14 protein-coding genes are annotated in these 21,281 nt (G+C 68.2%); 6 read left to right on the top strand and 8 right to left on the bottom strand.

Annotated features, from left to right (window positions below; translation table 11 throughout):
* Nucleotides 1-77: 77 nt before the first annotated feature.
* Nucleotides 78-1,166 carry a YlbL family protein gene (locus tag WFL22_RS02710; RefSeq protein ID WP_336991360.1) on the bottom strand — a complete coding sequence of 363 codons (1,089 nt, stop codon included), beginning with the start codon at nt 1,164-1,166 and terminating at the stop codon, nt 78-80.
* A gap of 142 nt (nt 1,167-1,308) precedes the next feature.
* Here WFL22_RS02710 and WFL22_RS02705 point away from each other — a divergent pair, with 142 nt between their 5' ends.
* Both WFL22_RS02705 and WFL22_RS02700 read left to right on the top strand, forming a co-directional pair.
* Nucleotides 1,309-2,706 carry a zinc-dependent metalloprotease gene (locus WFL22_RS02705; RefSeq protein WP_336651258.1) on the top strand — a complete coding sequence of 466 codons (1,398 nt, stop codon included), beginning with the start codon at nt 1,309-1,311 and terminating at the stop codon, nt 2,704-2,706.
* 138 nt (nt 2,707-2,844) lie between these two features.
* Complete coding sequence (locus tag WFL22_RS02700) at nt 2,845-3,699, top strand: hypothetical protein (RefSeq protein WP_336991359.1); 855 nt, start codon at nt 2,845-2,847, stop codon at nt 3,697-3,699.
* Here the strand turns inward: WFL22_RS02700 and WFL22_RS02695 are convergent.
* Nucleotides 3,671-5,353 carry an ATP-dependent helicase gene (locus WFL22_RS02695; RefSeq protein WP_336991357.1) on the bottom strand — a complete coding sequence of 561 codons (1,683 nt, stop codon included), beginning with the start codon at nt 5,351-5,353 and terminating at the stop codon, nt 3,671-3,673. The genes WFL22_RS02700 and WFL22_RS02695 overlap by 29 nt on opposite strands.
* Nucleotides 5,343-6,374: an NAD(+) diphosphatase gene (gene nudC / locus WFL22_RS02690; RefSeq protein ID WP_336991356.1), complete on the bottom strand. Its 1,032-nt coding sequence runs from the start codon at nt 6,372-6,374 to the stop codon at nt 5,343-5,345. Before nudC ends, WFL22_RS02695 begins: the two co-directional genes overlap by 11 nt.
* 129 nt (nt 6,375-6,503) lie before the next feature.
* On the opposite strand from nudC, the gene WFL22_RS02685 reads away from it, so the two are divergent.
* Nucleotides 6,504-7,787: a phosphotransferase gene (locus tag WFL22_RS02685; RefSeq protein WP_336991355.1), complete on the top strand. Its 1,284-nt coding sequence runs from the start codon at nt 6,504-6,506 to the stop codon at nt 7,785-7,787.
* A 6-nt stretch (nt 7,788-7,793) separates the two neighbouring features.
* Here WFL22_RS02685 and WFL22_RS02680 read toward each other — a convergent pair whose 3' ends face one another.
* Both WFL22_RS02680 and WFL22_RS02675 read right to left on the bottom strand, forming a co-directional pair.
* Nucleotides 7,794-11,396, bottom strand: a complete 3,603-nt coding sequence (locus tag WFL22_RS02680) for an ATP-dependent DNA helicase (protein WP_336991354.1) — start codon at nt 11,394-11,396, stop codon at nt 7,794-7,796.
* Nucleotides 11,393-14,584: a PD-(D/E)XK nuclease family protein gene (locus WFL22_RS02675; RefSeq protein WP_336991353.1), complete on the bottom strand. Its 3,192-nt coding sequence runs from the start codon at nt 14,582-14,584 to the stop codon at nt 11,393-11,395. Before WFL22_RS02675 ends, WFL22_RS02680 begins: the two co-directional genes overlap by 4 nt.
* Nucleotides 14,585-14,865: 281 nt before the next feature.
* On the opposite strand from WFL22_RS02675, the gene WFL22_RS02670 reads away from it, so the two are divergent.
* Both WFL22_RS02670 and WFL22_RS02665 read left to right on the top strand, forming a co-directional pair.
* Nucleotides 14,866-15,090, top strand: coding sequence for a DUF3107 domain-containing protein (locus WFL22_RS02670; RefSeq protein ID WP_336651265.1), 225 nt, complete (start codon nt 14,866-14,868; stop codon nt 15,088-15,090).
* Between the two features lie 168 nt (nt 15,091-15,258).
* Nucleotides 15,259-16,143 carry a CPBP family intramembrane glutamic endopeptidase gene (locus WFL22_RS02665; protein ID WP_336651266.1) on the top strand — a complete coding sequence of 295 codons (885 nt, stop codon included), beginning with the start codon at nt 15,259-15,261 and terminating at the stop codon, nt 16,141-16,143.
* A gap of 21 nt (nt 16,144-16,164) precedes the next feature.
* On the opposite strand, the gene WFL22_RS02660 is transcribed toward WFL22_RS02665, so the two are convergent.
* The 3 genes from WFL22_RS02660 to WFL22_RS02650 all read right to left on the bottom strand — a co-directional run bounded on the left by WFL22_RS02660 (nt 16,165) and on the right by WFL22_RS02650 (nt 19,556).
* Nucleotides 16,165-17,508: a bifunctional phosphopantothenoylcysteine decarboxylase/phosphopantothenate synthase gene (locus WFL22_RS02660; protein WP_336991351.1), complete on the bottom strand. Its 1,344-nt coding sequence runs from the start codon at nt 17,506-17,508 to the stop codon at nt 16,165-16,167.
* Nucleotides 17,509-17,643: 135 nt separating this feature from the next.
* A complete protein-coding gene (locus WFL22_RS02655) occupies nt 17,644-18,840 on the bottom strand; it encodes a methyltransferase domain-containing protein (RefSeq protein ID WP_336991349.1) in 1,197 nt (398 codons plus the stop codon).
* Complete coding sequence (locus tag WFL22_RS02650) at nt 18,837-19,556, bottom strand: ferritin-like fold-containing protein (RefSeq protein WP_336651269.1); 720 nt, start codon at nt 19,554-19,556, stop codon at nt 18,837-18,839. Before WFL22_RS02650 ends, WFL22_RS02655 begins: the two co-directional genes overlap by 4 nt.
* Before the next feature lie 172 nt (nt 19,557-19,728).
* Between WFL22_RS02650 and WFL22_RS02645 the strand changes: the two genes are divergently transcribed.
* A complete protein-coding gene (locus WFL22_RS02645; protein ID WP_336991794.1) occupies nt 19,729-21,216 on the top strand; it encodes a DEAD/DEAH box helicase in 1,488 nt (495 codons plus the stop codon).
* Nucleotides 21,217-21,281: the final 65 nt, after the last annotated feature.

Below are 21,281 nucleotides of genomic sequence, written 5' to 3'. Positions count from 1 at the left end.
CTGAGTGCGCGCCTCAGGCGCGCCGGGCGGGGGCTGCGCTCCACCCTATCGGGCGCCGCTGACAATGCGCCGAGGCATCAGCCAGTGAGCTCGCAACGTTCGACGCCCGCGGGCTCCTTCCCATCCGCGACTGTCTCGACGGCGGCGATCGCCTCGTCGAGCGTCGCAACGGGTGCGATCCTGAGCCCCTCCGGGCGTTTGTCTGGCAGATCACCGCAATTGGCCATCGGCATCAGGAAGAGATCGCTCTCGGCCCGATCCGCCGCCCACATCTTCTGCGTGAGACCGCCGATCGCCCCCACATTTCCTGCCCCATCGATGGTGCCCGTCGCACTCACCGTCTGCCCGCCCAGCATCTCGCCTGGCGTGAGCTTGTCGACGATCGCGAGGGCGAAGACGAGACCCGCGCTCGGGCCCCCGATGCGCGACAAGCTGATATCGACCTCGCTTGGCAGCTCGTATTGCGATGCGATCGTCGCCCCGATGAGCGGCTCTTCGCCGCCCTGGGGCAACTGCGGCATGAGCGTGACCTGCTGCTCGCTGCCGTCGCGCTCGATACCGAGCACCAGTGTGCCGCCGGCTCCGGCGGCGATGACGTGCTTCCGCAGCGCTGTGAAGTCACCGACGGGCTCCCCGTTTGCGGTGCGCAGCACGTCGCCATCCTGCAGCACACCAACTGCGGGGCCGCCCTCCATCACCGCTGCGACGCTCAGTTCGACAGGCACTGGCTCCCCCAACCAACGGAATGCCGCTGCCGCAGCTTGCATCTGCGACGAATCCATGTATGCGGCGTTCTGGGAAGTCCGCTGCTCAACGGTCAGCCCCTCCGGGTAGAACTCGCTCACCGGCGCGATGCGCTGCGCGGGATCGAGCAGCGCTGGCAGCAGCGACAGCCAGCTTTTCGGGTGCTCGGGATCGCCGAGGATCGAGACGGTGAGCAGGTTCAGCTCACCACCGGTCTTGAACAGCTCGGCGTCGTCGATGGTGATCACAGGGCCGGTCTCCCCGTCGTCGACCTGCACCTCGCCGAGCACGTTCACGACGGGCCCTGGTCGCTCGATCGCGAAGGGCGACGGGATCAGCGCGGCCAGCAGCACCGCGCAGGCGGCGAGTCCGATTGCGAGCATGATGCGCAGGCGGCGTCGCTCGATCCTGTCGTTGTTCACTGGTCTCCTCCGGCGGGCGGATCCGCACCGCACCTGTTCGCAGTCGGCGCAATGGGATTCGCCGAGCGACGGCCAATCTAGCAGGCGGATCTGACGGCGGTGCCGTAGCGTGGATGGCGACGCACGAGCGGAGGAACGGGCAATGAGCGAGAGCGACCACGACAACCCCGGCAACAGGGGCCCGGAAGATTTCGAGGAGCTGCAGCGCATCCTCAGGGAGATGCTCCAGGGCGGTGGCGGGGCGAGCGGCCTTGACGCCGAGCAGTTCGCGAAGGCCGCGGGAATCCCCGTCGACCCGAAGACCCTGCAGGGTCTGTTCAGTACACTGCAGGGCGCAATGCAGCACCCCAGTGACGAGATCGACTGGTCGACGGCGCGCCGCACCGCGATCGAGGTGGCGAGCACGGGTGCACCGACAGGCGATCCTGCCCCGGCAATGCGGGCCTTCCCAGTCGCCTCGCTGTGGCTCGATGAGGCGACGGAGCTGGGGGCGACGCCGGATGCGCCGCGCACGCTCACCCGCATCGAGTGGGTGCAGCAGTCGGTTGATACGTGGATCAGCCTCGCCGAGCCCGTTGCGGAGTCGATTACGCGCGCGCTCGTCGAGGCGTTGCAGAGCCAGATGCCGGAGGAACTGAACGGCGCGCTGCAGGGCGCGAAGCCGATGCTGCGCAGCGTGGGCGGCGCACTGTTCGCAGTGCAGCTGGGCACGATTGTGGGGCAGATTTCCGGGGAGGTCGTGTCAGCAGGCGACATCGGGATCCCGCTGCTGTCCGGGCCGGGCCGTGAGGGCGGTGCCCTGCTGCCGAGCGGGGTCGCGGCGTTCGCCGAGGGGCTCGATCAGGACGCCGAAGCAGTCACCCTCTATCTCGCTGTGCGTGAGCTTGCGCACGCACGCCTGTTCCGACACACGAAGTGGCTGCGGCTGCACCTCCTCACCGCGATCACCGACTACGCGCGCGGCATCAGAATCGACACCGATCGCATTGAGGAGATGGCGCGGGAGATCGACCCGCAGCACCCTGAACAGATTCAGGAGCTGCTGTCGAACGGTGCGCTGATCCCGCCGAAGACCGAGGCTCAGGAAGCCGCGCATGCGCGGCTTGAGACGATGCTCGCCCTCATCGAGGGCTGGGTCGATGTGGTCACCGCGGATGCTGCGAAGCGGATCCCGGGTGCAGAGGCGATCGCCGAGATGGTGCGGCGGCGGCGGGCGACCGGCGGACCAGCGGAGCACGCCTTCTCAGCGCTCGCAGGTCTCGAACTGCGCCCCCGACGACTGCGGGATGCTGCAGCCGTGTGGCGACTGGTCGCTGAGCGCAGCGACGCCGCTACTCGCGACGGGTTGTGGGCCCACCCCGATCTGCTGCCCACCGCGGAGGAGCTCGATCATCCGGCACGGCTGCTCGAACGTCTCGGCCTTGCCGGAGCGGCACCCGACACCGAAGCCGACGACTTCGATGCCGCGCTGGCGCAGTTGCTCGACGGCGAGCTTCCCCCGCACGAGGGCGGCGAAGACGGGCGCGATCGCGCCGTGTGACTGCGTCGCGGGATCGGGTGATCCCGCGACGCTTGGCACTCCGCTCACAGCGGGGCGAATCCAGGGGCCTCTCGCCGATCTCGACTGATCTCTGTGGATAACCGCTAGGGCGGATCGGGTATGCCGCAAACTCGTGGCATGAACGACACGATCACCCGCATCCGCTCCGATTTTCCGCTCTGCTGGGAAGACCCAGACACGCTGCGCGTGGGCTTCGAGCGCGCCGAGGCCCGCGTGCACCAGCCGAGCGCTGGCGTGCAACGCCTCATCGGCGCGCTCATCGCCGGTATCCCGCCCCGCCGCATGACGCGAGAAGCACGCCGGCTGGGCGCTACCCCGCAGGAGACGAGGGCAGTGCTCTCGGCGCTTTCGCCGGCACTCGAATCGGTGGCGGCACCGGCGCACACGGGTCGCGGGTCGGAGACGACGCGGCACGCCCTGCGCACCCTGCTCTGCGATGACGGGCGCGAGGTGCCTGCGCTGCGCGATGCGCTGACAGCCACCGGTCTCTGCGCACTCGACGCGGTGCCCGACGCAGACGCCGCATACGAGCTGGTAGTGCACGTCGAACGTTTTCTCGAACCGCTGGAACGGGCACAGCGCTGGCTCAGTCTCGCGGTGCCGCACCTGCTCATCAGGTTCACCGATCGAGCCATCCTGGTGGGCCCGCTCGTCTCAGAGCACGGAGCACCGTGCCACACCTGTTGCGCGCTGACGATGCTCGCAGCAGACCCCGCCTACCCGGTGCTCGCAGCGCAGCTCCACGGGGCGAATCCGCGCACCGAGACTGCCGCCGGGGCACATATGGCCGCAGCGTTCGCGGCGATGCTCATCGGTCGTTGGCGCGCCGATGACGCATCGGCTCACTTGACACGCGCGGTGATCCCGATGCGGCAGGGCCAGGTGAGCGCCGCGCCGCGCCTCACACGCGTCTCCGCGCATCCCGAATGCGCCTGCGGAGCACTCACGCCAGCAGACCGGCCTCAGCGATGAATCTCGACGGCTGCCGCGGCGCGCGCGCTCCCCCACCAACACCCGAGAGCCTCAGCACATCGCGCGCCCGGGTGAAGGCGACATATGCGAGCCGCCGTTCCTCATCGATCGCGGCTTCATCATCGGCGTGAGCGATCGGCAGCAGCCCCTCGCTCATTCCGACCACGTGCACCATCGACCATTCAAGACCCTTGGCCGCGTGGATGGCGCTGAGCGTGACGGCTTCGAGCGTGGGCTCGTGCTGCGTGCGCTGCCTGGCAAGCAGCTCCTCGCTGAACTCGCGAATCCCTGTGCCCGGCGGCATCTCATCGACGAGCGCAAGCAGCGCGCTGAGCGCCTCCCAGCGTTCACGCGCGGCGGCACCCTCGGGAGCTTTGCCCGTCCACCCGCCGGCTCGCAGCACATCGCTGACGATCTGGAACAGCGGTCGCGGATCGGCGACCTTCGCCTCCCCCCTGATGAGCATCACGGCCTGGCGCACGTCGGCGCGCTCGAAGAATCGCTGGGCGCCGTGCACGCGCACACTGATCCCGCGCTGCTGCAGGGCCTCCTCGAAGCGAGCGGACTGAGCATTCGTGCGATACAGAATCGCGATCTCGGAGGCCGGGGTGCCTCGCTTCATGGCGTCTGCGATCGAATCGGCTACGGCCGAAGCCTCGTCCTGCTCGCTACCGAACCACTCGAAAGTGGGCGAAGCCGCATCCGTGCGTTCACGAGTCGCGCGCAAGGTGAGCGCGCCGGGGCGATCCCGCATCAGCTTGTTCGCGAGCCGAACCACGGGCTCGGTCGAGCGGTAATTGCGTTCGAGCCTGATCTCGCGAGCGTGCGGATACTCGGTGCCGAAGCGCAGCAGATACGAACTCGACGCGCCCGCGAAGGAGTAAATCGTCTGGCTCGCATCGCCCACCACGCAGAGATCATCGCGATCCCCCAGCCACACCCGCAACAGCGCATGCTGCAGGGGCGACACGTCTTGAAACTCGTCGACGGTGAAGAAGCGATACCGCTCGCGCACCTGCAGCGCCGCTAGTGGCTCGGCTTCGAGCATGCCCGTGAGCAGCACCAGCACATCCTCGAAGTCGATCTGCCGCCGCTCTTCAAGCAACTCCCCGTACGCACGGTGCAGATCGACGAGCTGTTCGGCGGTGAGCCCAGTGGGCAGCGGCCGATTCTGCACCCGTTCGGCATAGGCGTCAATGCTCAGCATCGACGTTTTACGCCACTCGATCTCGGAGGCAGCGTCGCGGAGGGCTTCGCCCCCGATCCGCAATCCCATGCCCTCCACAGCCTGCGAGAGCGCAGCAACTTTGCCTGGCAGCACCTTCGGCGCAGTTCCCCCCACCAGCTGCGGCCAGAAATGCCCCAGCTGCGCGAGCGCCGCACCGTGGAAGGTCTGCGCTCGCACGCCATCAGCACCCAGCCCGCGTAGCCGCCCCTGCAACTCCCCCGCTGCTTTGCGGGTGAAGGTTACGGCGAGCACACGCTCGGGCGCGTACACACCGCTGCGCACGCCGTGGGCGATGCGGTGCGTGATCGCGCGCGTCTTGCCGGTGCCGGCACCCGCGAGCACAGCGACCGGGCCCCGCAAACTCTCTGCAATCTCCCGCTGCTCGGGGTCGAGCGCCGCAAGAATCGGGTCGGTGTCACTCGCCATGTGCACCCTCCGCGTGGGGAGTGACAGTCTTCGCGGCAGCACCACATTCTTGCGCAGGCGAGCCAGGCGAGCCAGGCGAAAGTGCAGCCGCGGTTTCGCCCTCGGCGACCCAGCAATCGATCAGCCAGCGCGCAATCGACAGCGGCCGCGGCAGGGTGATGCCGGGCGCGGGACTGCGCAGCTCCTGCCTCGTGAACCACCGCAGCTCTGAGATCTCATCGGGATCCGGGTGCAGCTCGTGCGGATCCGCCCCCGGCGCCAGCCACGCACGGAACCCCAGCATGAGCGATCGAGGAAACGGCCACGGCTGCGAGGCCACATACTCGACCTCGCCCAGGCGCACCCCCGACTCTTCGAACACCTCGCGCACCACAGCCTGCTCAAGCGACTCCCCCGCCTCAACAAACCCGGCGAGCAACGAAAATCGACCGCTTTCCCACAGCGCATTCGACCCGAGCAACACCCGACCCTCATGCTCGATGAGCACGATCACCGCGGGGTCGGTGCGAGGAAAATGCTCACCGCCGTGAGCATCACGCCGCATCCAGCCACCGAGCGCGGGCTCCGTGAGGCTGCCGTCACGCGCGGAGAAGCGCGCAGATTCATGCCAGCGCGCGAGGCCCGAGGCGACGGCGATCATCTCGCGCTCCGCCTCCGGCAGCCTGTCGGCGACCGAGAACGGATGGCACCAACGCTCACCGGGCAAGCCAGGCGCGTCGGCGGCACCGTCGTGCAGTACGAGCGCGAACACGGGAGCACCGTTCACACGGCCAAGAAAGAGATGACGGGCGTGCTGATCCTGATCCGCCGCCTCGAACTCACCCGCGGGAGGAATCAGCGCCAGCCGCGGCCCCGCACCCAGCTCACCGTCGCCCTCCACCACAGGAATCTCACTGCCGCGCAACCGCAGGAGGCGCGCCGCAGGATCATTCCAGGCATCGCGCAAACGCTCGGCATCGGTGCGTGTCTCGGCATCACGGTCAAGGGCACCGCCCGCAAGCGGCGGGTGATCCGCAATCATCGGGTCTCCTCTCGCGCGGTTCGCGTGCTGCAGGCCGAGGCCACCGCGGCCCCTCGAAGTTTCGCCCGGTGTGACGTACGATGCGCGTGGCGCAGCCGCTGAGCCTGCTCACGTGCATACCCTGAATACATGGCCACCATTCCCTTCACTCTAGCCGCGCTCGCGACTTCGGCTGTACCGGGCCTCGTGGTCTTCGGGGTGCGCGAGCACGAGGGCGATGAGAGCTTCGCCTCCGCCGTGATCGCGAGCGAGGATGCGGAGCTGCTGGTGCGGGTGCCGCGCACCCAGGCGGCCGAAGTGCAGCAGTCGGCAGAGCTGCTGGGGCTGGCCGCACTCACCGAGGGGCCTCGCAGCCGCCTGCCATTCGCGGTGCCGGAAACACTCGGCATGACACGCGCCGGCGACACCAGAGCAGTGGTGTCGACCATGCTCCCGGGCTCGCACTTCGAGGCCGAAGATCTCTCACACGATGCGCACCTACTGCAGCCGATCGCCGAGGTGCTCGGCGCCGTGCACGACCTGCCGACGAGTGTGGCACAGCACGGCGGCCTGCCCATCCGTAGTGCGCAAGATCTCCGGCTGCTCACCACGCGCCTCATCGACAAGGCAGAGGCAACACGACTGCTCCCCGAGACCGTGCTGCGACGCTGGCGACTGACCGTGGAAACCGCGGAAATCTGGGATTTCACACCCACGGTGGTGCACGGCTCACTCGATGCTGAGCATCTGCTTGTCGAAGATGAGCGGATCACGGGCGTGCTGGGCTGGTCAGAGCTCTCCGTCGGCGACCCCGCTGGCGATCTCGCCTGGCTGCTGGCGGCAGGATCTGAAGTGCTCGACGCGGTGCTCGCGCGGTATGCGCAGCATCGCAACACCGGTTCGCTGTCGCATCTGCGGGTGCGGGCAGCGCTCTACCATGAGCTGGAGGTGGCACGTTGGCTGCTGCACGGTGTGGAGTCGCACGATCAGGCAGTGATCGACGATGCGGTCGCCATGCTCGATCGCATGGTGGGCACCTCTGGGCCCCTTGGGGCGGCGTTTTTCGCCGCCCAGCATCACACGCCGCTCGATGAGTCGGAGGTGTCGGCGCTGCTGGAGGAGACCCCGGAAGTTGTGGATCATCTCTCCGATACCGCCGCCTACGAGGCCCTGGACGAAGACCGCATGTTCGGCGTTGACACCGATTTCATTGAACCGCTCGATGAGCGGGGCGAGCAGCGCGGGGACCGCGAGGCGGCTGAGCAGCACGGCGTGGCCGACCGCGAAGACGGCGATGACCGCTCAGAGCACGTCACCGAGTCGATCTCGGAGCAGCTGACCGAGCCGATCTCGGAACACCTCACCGAACCGATCTCGGAACAGCTGACCGAGCCCATCGACGCCGACGAGCTGCCGGAGCCCCCGAGCCGCTGAGGCCCGCTATTCCCCGGTGCGCAGTTTCGCAGCCGCTGAGTTCCAGATCTCTTCGAGTTCGTGCAGGCTTCGCGGTCGACTGCCGGTGAGTTCGACGCCCTCAGCGACGTAGAACAGGGAAACATCGATGCGTTCGGCATCGATGCCGGCCCACTGCGCGTAGGCGTGCCGGTAGAGGTCGAGTTGAAAGAACCGGCTTTCACGCTCGGCCTCCGTGCGGGGCGATTGCCCGGCTTTCCAGTCGACGATCTCGAAGCGGTCAAGCTCGGCAGTCGTTGCGGGGGCGTTGGCATCGCCGGGCACGCGGTACACGGCGTCGAGCTTGCAGACCAGCGTTCGGCCAGCGAAGGGCAGCGTCACCTCTTGCTCGACTGCAATGGGTTGGCGCTGGGCCCACCGCGACCGTTCGAACTGCTCGATGAGGGGCCGCAGCTCGGCTTCGCTCTCGAATTCAGTCAGCTCAGGATCGCCGCTCTCCAGGTCGAGGCCGGTGAGGGGCAGCGCAGTGCCTCTCGCCGTGGTGGCCCGCCGCTCGACCCACTCGTGGAAGCGGTTGCCGATGCGGGTGCGCCGGTAGGGTCGCTGAGGCACCGGCCGGAGCCGACGACGCTCGGCGAGCTGCGGGTTCTCGATGAACTCGTGGAACGTCGACGCGGTGATGCGTTCGGGGAGCGCGGTCGCTGCCTGGGCGAGCACCGATTCGGCGCGGGGGCTCGTCGGGGCAGGCCGGCTCGAAGCTGGGCTGGTGCCCGGCAGTGAGCCTGCATCCTCGGCATCCTCGGCGGCCTCAGCAGCCGCGACCGCGCTGAGGTTCGTGCCGTGGCCTGTTTCGGGGTCTGTGCCGGGAAGCGGCGCAGCAGTTGGGTGCACCCCGGCCCGAGATGCGCGTCGTTCGGCGATCAGCAGCCTCACGGTGGGGTGCAGCTCGGGGTCTTCGAGCGGATCAGGCTGCGCGTCTGCTGCGTTCAGGGCGAGGATGACAGCCTCGGCCGCGCGTCGCACCGCGGGCCCTCGGGAGCCGAGTGGGTCGAGCGGCCACTGCAGGGTGAGTTCGTCGAGTTCGCTGGGGTCGGTGTCGTGGGCGCTCTGCTCCGGGAGCCCAGAGATCAAGCCTGCCTGCTGCAGTTCGAGCAGGTATGGAGAGGGCGTACGAGGCCTGGTCTGGCCTCCCCAGAATGAGCCGCTGAGCAGCAGGCGGCTGGCGGAGCGTGTCACTGCGACGTAGGCGAGCCTGCGTTCTTCGTCTTGGTGTCGTTCTTTCAGTTCTTCTCGATAGTCGGTGATGCGGTCACGCAGTTCTTGCTGCGTCGCTGCGATCCGCCAGTTGAGCTCGGGGCGCGCAGCGGCGTCGCCGCGGAGTTCGTCTGGCAGTTCGCCGGTGCGCAGCCAGCCGGCACCGCTGCGCGGGGCTCCGGGAAACTCGCCCGCGACGAGTCGGGGCACGGCGACGAGATCCCACTCAAGGCCTTTGGACCCGTGTGCGGTGATGAGCTGCACGGTTCCCGGGGCCGGCGCGGCGACGTGCTCGGCTGTCTCGTCTGCTTCGACCGCTCGCTCGATCCATTCGAGCAGCGAGGCGAGTGTGCCTCGGCTGTCGACGGCGAGATACCCTTCGACGAGCTCGGTGAAGATGTCAAGGTTGGCGTGGGCTGCCGAGCTGCCGGCGTGCTCGCGCGCTTCGTTGGCGTCGAGTTCGATGTCGAGGCGCAGCGCCTGTGCGGTCGCCCCGATGAGCTCGGGGATACTGCCACCGACGCCCTGCCGCAGCTTGGCGAGCATTCGTCCCGCATCGCGCAACCGTTCTCGGCCGTTTGGGGTGATCCCGCGCAGCGCCGAGTGGTCGAGGTTGCGCATGGTCGCGATCTGGTCGAGTGCGTCGATGAGCGTGAAGCGGCGGTCAGGGTCGGGGAGTACGCTGTCGTCGGCACGATCCTCGGCGCTGAGTAGCTGCTGCGAGATGTCGCGCTGCGCGAACCATCTGGTCGCGTCGCGCAGCCCGGCGAGGTCGGCAACGCCCAGGCGGAAACGGGGGCCCGCGAGCAGTCGGATGAGGTCGTTCCCGGCGTCGGCGTACCAGACGCAGCGCAGGGTGCTCACGATGTCGGTGACTTCAGGGGTGGTGAGCAGCCCCCCGAGGCCGATGATTCGGTTGGGCACCCCGACATCGTCGAGCGCCGCCGAGAATGCGGCCATGGGGCTGCGCTTGCGGAAGATGAGTGCGGCCGTGGGCGGTTCGCCGTGTTCAGCGAGGTGCGCATCGCGCGCATCGCGCATCCACTCGGCCACCGCGATGCGTTCTTCATGTACGGTCTCGGGGTATCGCCATTCGATGCTGCCGCTGGCGGCACCGGGGCGCGGTGCCAGTTGTGGCACATCGATCGCAGCGTCGGCCGACAGCGGGGCGGCGATGATGTTCGCAGCGTCGAGCACGCGATCGGGGTTGCGCCAGCTCGTCGACAGGGTGAGCGTGGCTGGGGGTGTGCCGCCGGCGGTGCCGCGACCGCGGAAGTCAGCGTGGAACGACTGCAGCCCCTCGGCCGAGGCACCCCGCCAACCGTAGATCGACTGGTGCGGATCGCCCACTGCCATGACCGAACCGCCTGCGAAGATGCGGGAGAGGAATCGGGTCTGCCCCACGGAGGTGTCTTGCACTTCGTCGAGCAGCACGGCGCGATGCCTGCGCCGCAGCACTGCGACGGCATCGCCTGAGCGTTCCAGGGCGAGGGCGGCAAGGGCGAGCTGGTCTGAGAACTCGATCACGCCTCGGCGCTGCTTCTCGGCCGCATACTCCCGAGCGAGACGGGTGATGAGCGGGGTCTCGGCGAGGCTGGCCACCGCGTCGCGCACGGGTGCGTACACCTTGCCGCTGGGCTCGCCTCCGAGCTCTTTGTCGTTGTAGGGCAAGTGGATCACGCGCCCGAACTCTTCGACGACGCGGTCGACGCGATCGAGCGAGGTGAGGTGGTCGGAGACGGCGCGATCGAGGTTGAGCAGGTGTCGAACGAGCTGCGGCAGGCTGAGGTCGCTCCGGGCGAGTTCGGGATCCCGGCTCGCGATCACCGTCTCTCGGGCGATGCGCCAGGCGGTCGCCTCGTCGATGATCGCGGCACCGGGTGCGACACCGGCTGCGGCACCGAATTCTTGCAGCACGCCTGCTGCGAAGGAGTTATAGGTGTTGACGTCTGGGATGTCGAGACCGTCGGAGAGCTGCTCTGAGAGGGCGCCGGCCCGACGAGCTTCTTCTGCCGAGAGTGCACCGCGTTCTGCAGCGTCGCGAAGCCGTTCGACGAAGGCGTCGATCCTGCCCGAGATGCGTTCGCGGAGTTCTCCCGCGGCTTTGCGCGTGAAGGTGAGGCCGAGTACCTGGTCGGCTTCGAGCAGACCGTTCGCGACGAGCCAGACCACGCGGTTGGCCATGGTCTCGGTTTTGCCGCTGCCCGCTCCGGCGACAACCAGTGTGCTGCCACCGAGCGGGTGCTCGATGACCGCGCGCTGCTCATCGGTGGGAGTCAGCGGGGCCTTGGGCGGCACGGCCAGAATCTCGGCGATCCGGGAGGCCGAGAACACGGGAGCCTCGCGATGGGTGGATCTGGGCTGGCGGCTGTTCATGCGCGGCTCACCGCCGGGATAATGTGCAGCCGACAGTCGCCTGGCTGGTGCGGGTCAGAGCAGTGGTGCTCGACGCGGGCAGTGAACTCTCCGGCGGCCATAATCTGTGCAATGTCGGCGACGCGCCGCTGCAGGAGTTCACTCGCCTCTGGCGTGATCGGCTGCTGCACCCGCTCGATGTAGTCTGCGCTCTTGGTCGCATCGGGGTGCACGTATAGCAGGCGGGCGCCGCCGCTGTGCGCGTGCGCCGGCATTTGGGTGTTCTCGGGGAGTTCGAAGGCTCCGCGCGCCACCCCCAACTGGTACGCCTGCAGCTGGGCGTGGGCTTCGGCCGCGGCTTTGCTTGGCGGTGTGCGGCCGGTTTTCAAGTCGAGCACTGTCACCTCGGTTTCGCCGTCTGGTCGTTCGACGGCTTCGAGTCTGTCGGCCATGCCGCGCAGCACGGCCCTGTCGATCGGAATCGAGAACGGTGTCTCGCGCCCGAGCAGGCGGCGGTCGGACGCTTCGAAAGATCTGAGGTAGGCGGCGAGGCTTTCGGTCATAGCGCGGGCGAGCCGTTCGGCTCGTTCTGATTCCCACTCGGCGTCAAATGGCAGCTTGGCCCACTCGGCCTTCACTGCGTCGAGCATTGCCTCGGCGTCGGGGCTTTGGGCCGTCTCGAGTGCGTGGTGCACGAGCGTACCCAGGCTGGCCTGCAGGTTACCGGTGCCGCCGCCGAGACTTGCAACGGCCCAGTCGAGCGGGCACGTCTCTGCGCGTTCAAGCTGCGAAGGGCTGACGGGCACGATGGTTTCGGGGTCGTTCAGTTCGAAGAGGGGCGCTGTGGTGCTCGGGGGCAGCACTCCGTACCATTCTTCGGGCCGGGCACCGGGCGCCGATTCACGGGCGAGGGCGACGAGCGAGCGCAGCGCCTCGGTGTCAGCAGGGTTGAGCGTGATCCGCCGCCGCATCTCTGCCACGGATCCGCGCAGCGTGAGCCGACTGCTGGGCAGCCCCTCGCAGCGATGGTCACGACCCAGGCCGAAGAATGGGCTCGGATGCTGGTCGTCATCAGAGATCGCCACGACGAGCAGCTCATCGCGTGCGCGTGCACAGCTATGCACGAACAGGCGCAGCTCGTCATGCATGGTGTCTTTGCGGGAGGGCGGGATCGCCTCTGCCCCGCGCAGCCAGCGTTCGAGGGAGGCTGTGCCGAGCAGCGAGCCCCGTGCGCGCAAATTCGGCCAGGCTCCGTCTTGCACACCGATCACGGCGACCACCGAGAACTCGCGTCCGATCGCACCCTGCGGCGTAGTGACGGTGACCGCTGCACGTTCGCTGCGTTGCGCGAGAGAGTCTTCTGGAACGGCGCTGAGGAGGAGTTCTTCGAGCAGATCGCCGATCGGCTGCTCGCTGTCCTGCTCTTCATGCCGCTGCAGCGCGAAGAACAGACCCATCACCGCGTCGAGCGAGCGGTGCGCCTCGTCTGCCCGCGCCCCACGCCCATCGAGGGCCTCAGTCTGCCAGCGCTCTGCCAGCCGCGTGCCCTCCCACAGCGCCCAGAGCGTCTCACGAGCGGTGCCCCCGGCCTCACGCACCCGCACGGCCGCGGCCGCGAGCAGGCCGATGCGACGCAGTGCTCGCCCGCCTGAGCTGTCGATCAGGGGGGTATCGCCCGGGTGGGCGAAGGCTTCGAGAACGATGTCGCCGATGTCACCGGCCGCACGCTGTTCAGTGCGGGCGTCTCTGCGCTCTTGCATGAGCAGCGCCCCGCGCAGTCGCCTGATCGCGACGGGGTCGAGGCCTCCGATCGTGCCGCCGGCGAGCTGCAGCACCTGTTCACCGGTGAGCGGTGCAAGCCCAAGCGCGTGTTGCAGCAGCCGTACGAGTTCACGCACGATCTGGTGCTCTCGCAGCACGATGCCACCGGCGGCGACCCCCGTGGGCACCTGATGGGTGGCGAGCGCCCTGGAGACGCGAAGCGCTTCGGAGCGGCTGCGACAAATGACTGCCATCTCGCTCCAGTCGATTCGAGTGCGAGCGTCGAGCCCCAGATGACGCGCGCGCAACCGATGCGCGATCACCCCCAGTTGCTCTGCGGGCGAGCCCACTACGGCGAACTCGACTGTGCCCGGGGTTTCCGCCGCTCCCCCGGCAGCCCGCTGCTCGCCCGCTCCGGCCGCACCGACACGCTCGGTGAGGTGCTGCACGAAGCCGCGCAGCGCAGCCCCCTGGCGATGCACCCTGCCGAGCACCGCGCGCTGTTCGGGGTCGCTGGCCGCGCCGCGCCGCCGCAGTTCGTCGCCAAGCCTGGCGAGCACCGCGGTGCGTTCGCCGTGGAAGGCCCCCGTCGCTGAGTCAGGGTCTCCGAACACCCACACCCGACTCCCCACGCTTGCGCAGGCGGCAAGCAGGGCGAGTTCACCCTCGCCGAGTTCTTGGGCGTCGTCGACGAGCAGCAGCCGCGGCACTGGGAAGGTGCCGGGCTCGACCGACCTGCCGTCGCTCGCCGCACCGCTCTCCTGCACGGCCGCCGCCGCAGCGCGCAGCAGCGCGCTCGAGCTGAGCTCTCCCGGCCGTTCGCGGGTCAGCTGTTCAGCGACGGCGGCGATAAGGTCAAGGCCGTCGCACCAGCGCTCGAGCGTTTCGGGCGCCGGCAGCCGCGTCAGTGCCTCGCTGCCGGCGTCGCCCCGCAGCTCACGCAGCTGTGCTGCGAAATCCGCAGCGTGGAGATTGAAGTCGTCGACGATGCGCCACAGCTCACGCAGTTCGGCGCGGAACGCCGGACTCTGCAGCACCTCAGGTACGAGGCCCGATATCCTCGCAGCCCCGCTCAGGCCCCGCTCGATCGTCTCGGCAATCGCTTCGTCTTGGGCGGTGCCTGTGAGCAGCCGCGGAGCTGGTCGGCCTTCGACAGCCGCTGCACGGGCGAGCACGGCGAAAGCGAGCGAGGTTGCAGTGCGCACCGGGGTGCCGCCGATCGCGCGCCCCGCACGGCGCTCAACCCTGCCGCGCAATTCGCTCGCCACCAAACGGTTCGGGGCCATCACGAGCGCGTGATCTTCATCCCAGCCATCGCGGCTGATCGCGCGCGCGAACGCCTCGATCAGCACCGCGGTCTTGCCCGTTCCCGCCGCACCCAGAACGCGCGCGTGGCGGCCTGGATCGAGGGCCAGAACGGCCTGTTGAGACGGGTCGAATGAAAACATGGGATCACCCTATCGACCACCTCGGACATTCTTCGCCGAGCACCGCCTGCTCACCGCCGCAACTGCATCGAGGTCACCCGTATGGTCGTTATCCCACCACTGAAACGACCTCACGGGTGACCTCGATGCATCGCAGCACAGCGCCACAGCGCCCCCACCTCCGACTGCGCCGAGGGCGAACGCACCCTCGGTTCGACGCGCAAGGCCTGCTCACCGCCATACACTCGAAGCAGTTGCAATCACACTCCGCGGCTTCGGCCGCGACATCCGAGGAGGCACCCGTGGAAGTTCGTATCGGCATCAAGCACTCGCCCCGTGAGCTGGCGTTCGAAACCGAGGCGAGCGCCGGCGAGGTGCGCGGCCTCATCGACGCCGCAATCGCGCAAGATTCCGCGCTCCTGGCCCTCACCGACACCAGGGGTCGCCAGTACCTCGTCGACACCGACTCGATCAGCTACGTCGAGCTGGGTGGCGAGGCCGGCCGCAAGGTCGGCTTCATCAGCTGAGCTGAGCTGGCCTGAGCTCAGCCCCGGCTCCCCCGCCTCACCCCGGGCTCAACGAGAGGCCCGCACCAATCCCCGCCCCCAGCACCACGCTGCGCCGCTTGATCTCTCGCGTGTCACGCCTTCAACGCTGTACATTCGATGCACGGTCGAACGGATTCGAGGGGAACCATGAGTGCAGGCGCGCATGAGAACCGCTGGCAGCAGTTCTGGAACAGCGGCGGCTGGTGGAAGGCGCTGCTCCTGGTGCTCGTGTACTGGGGGGTCTACCAGCTGATCGGCCTGGGCACCTCGACGCTGTTCCACTCCTTCATCGACGCCAAGAACCCGCTGTCTGGCCCGGGGACGATCTTCTTCGGTGTGGCGCTGCCGATCATGCTTGCGGGCGGCCTACTGTTGCTGTTCGGGTTCTCCCTCGGTTGGCTGCGCGAGCTATTCGCCCGGCAGCCGGTGCCCGGCCGGCCCTGGATGTGGATCGCGGTCGTGCTGGTACTCATCCCCGTTGTCATCCGTCTGGTTGCGACGCGCTGGGAGGCGTACGCGGTGTCGACCGTGCTGACGCTGCTGCTCCTGGGCCTGTGCATCGGCTTCGCCGAGGAGCTGCTCACCCGAGGCTTCGTCGTGAAGATGCTGCGCGATCGCGGCCACGGCGAGAAGCTGGTGCTGGTGCTGTCGTCGGCCTTTTTCGCGCTGCTGCACGCGGGCAACGCCCTCGGCGGGCAGCCGCTGCCGACGGTGCTGTTCACCGTGGCGTACACCTTCGGATTCGGCGCGATGATGTATCTTTCGCTGCGGATCACCGGGCGGCTGGTGTGGGCGATCCTGCTGCATGCGGCGACCGATCCGACCACAATGCTCGCCACCGGCGGCATCGACGCGCAGACCGCCACGGCGTCGACGTCGCAGGGGCTGCTCACCTTCGCGGGTCTGTTCGATTTCGTGTACATGGCGCTCGCGCTGCTCGCCATTCTGCTCGTGAAGAACCGAGCGGATCGCGGGGCAGCTGCCCCGCACCGCGCAAACGCGGCATCGCACGCAGCCCGCGTCGAGGGCTAACCGGCGGGGGCCGGCGGAGCGTTACCGCAGTTCGTCGCGCACGGCGTCGAGCAGGCGTTCGGCCACTTCTCGTTTCGTGCCGTGCACTTCACGGGCGAGGTGCCCATCGGCGTCGAGCACGAGCAGGCTGTTGTCGTCGGTCTCGAAGCCGGCGTGCCAGCCGACCGCGTTCACGGCGAGCAGGTCGACGCCCTTGCGCGCGAGCTTGCGCCGCCCGCGTTCGAGCAGCTCAGCCCGGGCCGACGGCGCTTCGCCTTCGGCGGCGTCAGCGACGGTTTCAGCGGCGAAGCCCACGATGATCTGCCCTTCGCGCCGGTCGCGCACCAGCCCCACGAGCACATCGGGGTTCTCGACGAGTTCGAGCACGGGGGCTTCGCCCGGAGAGTCTTCCTTGCGTAGCTTCTGATCCGCTACCTTCGCCACCCGGTAATCCGCGACGGCGGCCGCCATGATGATGGCTTCGGCACCCGATGATGCCGCATGGGCGGCGGCTTCCAGTTCGGCGGTCGTGCCGACAGGTACCACGCGCACGGCGGCGCGATCCCGCACCTCCGCAAGCACAGACTCGTCAATGTTGGCTGCGAGCAGCACCACCTTCGCGCCGCGATCCGCTGCGGCTGCTGCGATCGCCACCCCCTGCCGGCCGCTCGACCGGTTGCCGAGGTATCGCACGGGGTCGATGGGTTCGCGGGTGCCGCCTGCGGTGACGAGCACCCTGATCCCGTCGAGGTCACCGGGCACTCCCGGCGCCGAGAATGCCTCTGGCTCGATGGCATCCGCCGGCTGTGCCTCAGTCGGCGGCACAACGTCAGCATCGGACGACGCGCCGGGATCCGCCCCGCCGACCAGCATGCTCTCAATGCACTCCGCGATCCGCTCAGGCTCGCTCATACGACCCGGGCCACTGTCGTCACCGGTGAGGCGACCGCTTTCGGGGCCGATGAATCGCACCCCGCGTGCGCGCAGAATCGCAACATTGTCTTGCGTGGCGGGGTGCTGCCACATCTCGGTGTGCATGGCCGGCGCGACGAGCACTGGTGCTTTCGTGGCGAGCAGCGTTGTGCCGAGCAGGTCGTCGGCGAGCCCAGCGGTCATGCGGGCGAGCGTGTTCGCGGTGGCGGGTGCCACAACCACGAGGTCTGCACGCTGGCCGAGCGCGACGTGGCGCACCTCGGGCACGTCTTCGTGCACCGAGGTGGTCACGGGGTGCCTGCTGAGGGCCTCCCAGGTGGGCTTGCCGACGAAGCGCAGCGCGTCATCGGTGGGCACCACGTGCACCTCGTGGCCGGCTTCGACGAGCAGCCGCGCGAGCGCAACGGCCTTGTAGGCGGCGATACCGCCGGTCACTCCGAGCACGATGTTCATAGGGACATCCTGCCATGCCCGTGTCTGCCCACACCCCGGTTGCCGGCGCAAGGTATGGGATCTGCCGAAGGTATGGCCGATTCGGGGCGGATCGGCCATACCTTCGGCAGATCCCCTATCGACGGCGGTCAGACTTCAGCGGCGTTCGAGCAGCACGGCGACCTCGAGGTGCCGCGTGTGGGGAAACATGTCGAACACTCGCGCCTCGCGCACCACGAAAGCGGGCATCGCTGCAAGATCCGTGGCGAGGCTCTCAGGGTTGCAGCTTGAGTAGACGACGTGCGTGATGCCGTCAGCGGCTTCGAGCCAGGCAGCGAGTTGACCGCCGATGCCGCGCCGCGGCGGGTTCACGATCACAGCTTCGGGCACCTCGTCCGATCCCAGCGCGAAGGCTGTCGCATCGCCCGCTTCGAATCGGGCCGCGATTCCGGCCTCGCGGGCGCTGCGCCGTGCCGAGCGCACCGCTTCCTCGCTGATCTCGACACCCAGCACACTGGGCACGGCCCCAGCGCAGTGCAGGGCGAAGCCGCCAACACCGCAGTACAGATCCCAGAGCGAGCTCGGGCCGGCAAGGCCGATCCACTCGGCGGCTTGCGCGTACAGCGCTCGCGCCACCTCGGTGTTGGTTTGGAAGAAGCTCTGCGGCCGCAGGTGCAGCGCGAAGCCGGCGCCGGTGTCCATCGCGAGCGAGGAGCCGAGCAGCAGTTCCTCGTGTTCGCCTTCGAGCACGGCCTTGTGCTCGGGCAGCAGGTTGACTGAAACGACGGTCGCGGCTGGAACGGCGCGTCGCAGCCGCGGCAGGCTGTTGCGCAGCACTTCGAGTGCCTGCTCGCTGCGCACCACGAAGCGCAGCATCAGCTCATCTGCGGGCGACACCGTGACATGCACGAACTTGAGCTCGCCACGCCGCTTTGGCACGTCGTAGGGCGGCAGGCCGGTGTCTTCGATGAAGCGGGCCAGGTGCGGGATCGCTGTGCGGATAGCGGGCTGCTGGATCAGGCAGTCGCGCAGGTCGACCCCGGTGCCATCCGGCCCGAGGATGCCGAGCGTCACCCGCCCGGGGCGTCCTCCCACGACGAGCTTGGCCTTGTTGCGGAAGTCGCGCACGCCCCCGGGCACGCTGGGGAGCCAGGCCTGCTCGGGCACGCCGGGCAGCAGTGCGCGGCAGCGCTGCTCTTTATCGTGGAGCTGTTGCGCTGCGGGGGTTTCGATGAGCGTGCAGGAGCGGCAGCGACCGGCCTCGAAGTAGTGGCAGATCGGGGGGTCGCTCGCGAGCGGGAGGCGCGTGCGGTCCCCCGGCTCCGAGGCTGGCAGGCGCCGGGAGGGGCTCATGCCGTCAGACCGAGACCGTCCATACGGCGGATGTGGTCGGCGATAAGTTCAGTGAAGACAGGCTCGACTTCGCTTTCCACGAAGGGGCGCGACTCGCTGAGTGCCAGCACGGCACGCGAGACGAGCAGCGTGTCTCCCACGAGGCGGCGACCCCACAGGGCGAGCCAGCTCGACAGCCCTTCGTCTGCGGCGAGCGCGGCTTCGAGCAGCGCCTTCAGTTCGGCGCGGCCGGTGTCGTCGCGCAGGATCGCAATGGCTTCGCTGCGGTAGCCGTCGCGCAGCCCGCTTGCGAGGCTCGCGAAGAAGTCGTCGAAGAGCCCGCCTACGAGGTAGAGGGAGAGCACGTGCTGGTGCCAGTCTGCGGCGTCGATGCGGCGCACGTAGCGTTCGATGACGGGCGCGAACGGCGTCATGACGACGTGCGGTTCTTCGCCGCGCTTGCGAATCTCGGCGGTGAGCCGCTGATGCTTCGAGAGTGTCTGCCCGGCGACTCGGGCGAGCACGTCTTTTGCTTCGAGCGTGGCCGCACCCGATACGGCGCGCGTGGCGCCTTCGTAGAGTTCGAGCTGCAGGTACGAGGTCAGGCCCAGAAACGGCATGATGCCGGGGGCGAACTCGGAGAGTTCGACGCGCTCGGCGTCGCCGGCATCGCCGCGCGAACGCAACTTGCGCGCTGGGGCATTCTTCTTGCGCAGCCCACGGATCCACTCGAACACCCTGTCAGCTTACCGCCGACCCGCGATGTTGCTGGAATAGACTGTGCTCGATTGTATTCATCGCCGGTGACGCAGGAGCGCCGGCCGCTGCGCTTCGTGATTGCGCGCAGCATCGCACTCTCGAATAGGACGCAACGTGACGACATTCCTCGAACTCGGCGTCGACCAAGACATGGTCGATGCGCTCACCGATAAGGGCATCACCGAGGCCTTCCCCATCCAGGAGCAGACGATTCCGCTCGCGCTCACGGGGCAGGACATCATCGGTCAGGCCAAGACTGGCACGGGCAAGACCTTCGGTTTCGGCCTGCCGCTGCTGCAGCGCGTGGGCGCAAATCCCGCGCCTGGTGTGCAGGCTCTCGTGGTGGTGCCCACCCGCGAGCTGTGCGTGCAGGTGTACGAAGATCTCGAGCTGGCGGCGAAGAATCGCGGCGCGACGGTGGTGCCGATCTACGGCGGCAAGGCTTACGAGGGGCAGATCGAGCAGCTGAAGGCGGGCGCGCAGATCGTGGTCGGCACGCCTGGTCGTCTGCTCGACCTGGCTAGCCAGCGTCTGCTCGATCTCGGCAATGTGCGCGAGATGGTGCTCGATGAGGCTGACAAGATGCTCGACCTCGGCTTCCTCGCCGACATTGAGAAGTTGTTCGCGAAGACCCCTGCGACGCGCCACACCATGCTGTTCTCTGCGACGATGCCTGGCACGATCGTCACGCTGGCTCGCCGCTTCATGTCGAAGCCGATCCACATTCGTGCGAGCGATCCTGATGAGGGCGCGGCTCAGGCCAACATCGAGCACATCATCTACCGCGCGCACTCGCTCGACAAGGACGAGGTGATCGGCCGCATTCTGCAGGCCGAGGGTCGCGGCAAGACTGTGATCTTCATGCGCACGAAGCGTGCTGCGGCGAAGCTGCAGGAGGAGCTTGTGGATCGCGGCTTCAACGCCGCTTCGGTGCACGGCGACCTCAATCAGGATCAGCGTGAGCGGGCAATGGCCGCGTTCAAGTCCGGTAAGAAGGACATTCTCATCGCCACCGATGTCGCCGCACGCGGTATCGATGTCGACGATGTGACGCACGTCATCAACCACACCGTGCCCGATGACGAGAAGACTTACCTGCACCGAGTGGGCCGCACGGGCCGCGCGGGCCGCACGGGCATCGCGGTCACGTTTGTGGATTGGGATGACCTGCACAAGTGGGCGCTCATCAACAAGGCCCTCGATTTCGGTGTGCCCGAGCCTGTCGAGACGTACTCGTCGTCGCCGCACCTGTTCGCCGACCTGAACATTCCTGAGGGCTCGAAGGGCCGCCTGAAGGCAACCCCCGTCAAGGAGCGTGCACCGCGCTCGGAGGGTTCGCGCTCGGGCGGTGACGGCGCTCGCGAGGATCGTGGCCGTTCGCGCAACCGCAGCCGCACTCGCAGCGCCAACCCGAAGGGCCCGGGCCGTCACGAGGCTCACGGTCATGAGCAGCACGGTCACGATCAGGAAGGCGGCGGTGAGCCCGGTGCCCCGCTGCTGCAGGACGGCAGCGAGGGGTCGACCACGCGCCGCCGGCGTCGGCGTCGTCGTGGTGGCTCGCAGGCCGCCGATGGCGCAGCGTCGGGCGGTGCCGCATCGGGTGATGGTGCGGCTGTGAGCGCGGCTTCGGCCGAGTAGCGCGGCGCTCTGCTTGTAGACGCGAGCCCCGTTCTTCTGCCTTCTCTCTTGAGGGGCGGCTGAGC

It is taken from the genome of Leucobacter sp. VD1 (assembly GCF_037150695.1).
GTDB lineage: Bacteria > Actinomycetota > Actinomycetes > Actinomycetales > Microbacteriaceae > Leucobacter.
Note: the sequence above shows the minus strand (reverse complement) of the source record. Positions and strands in the feature narration are given on the sequence as shown.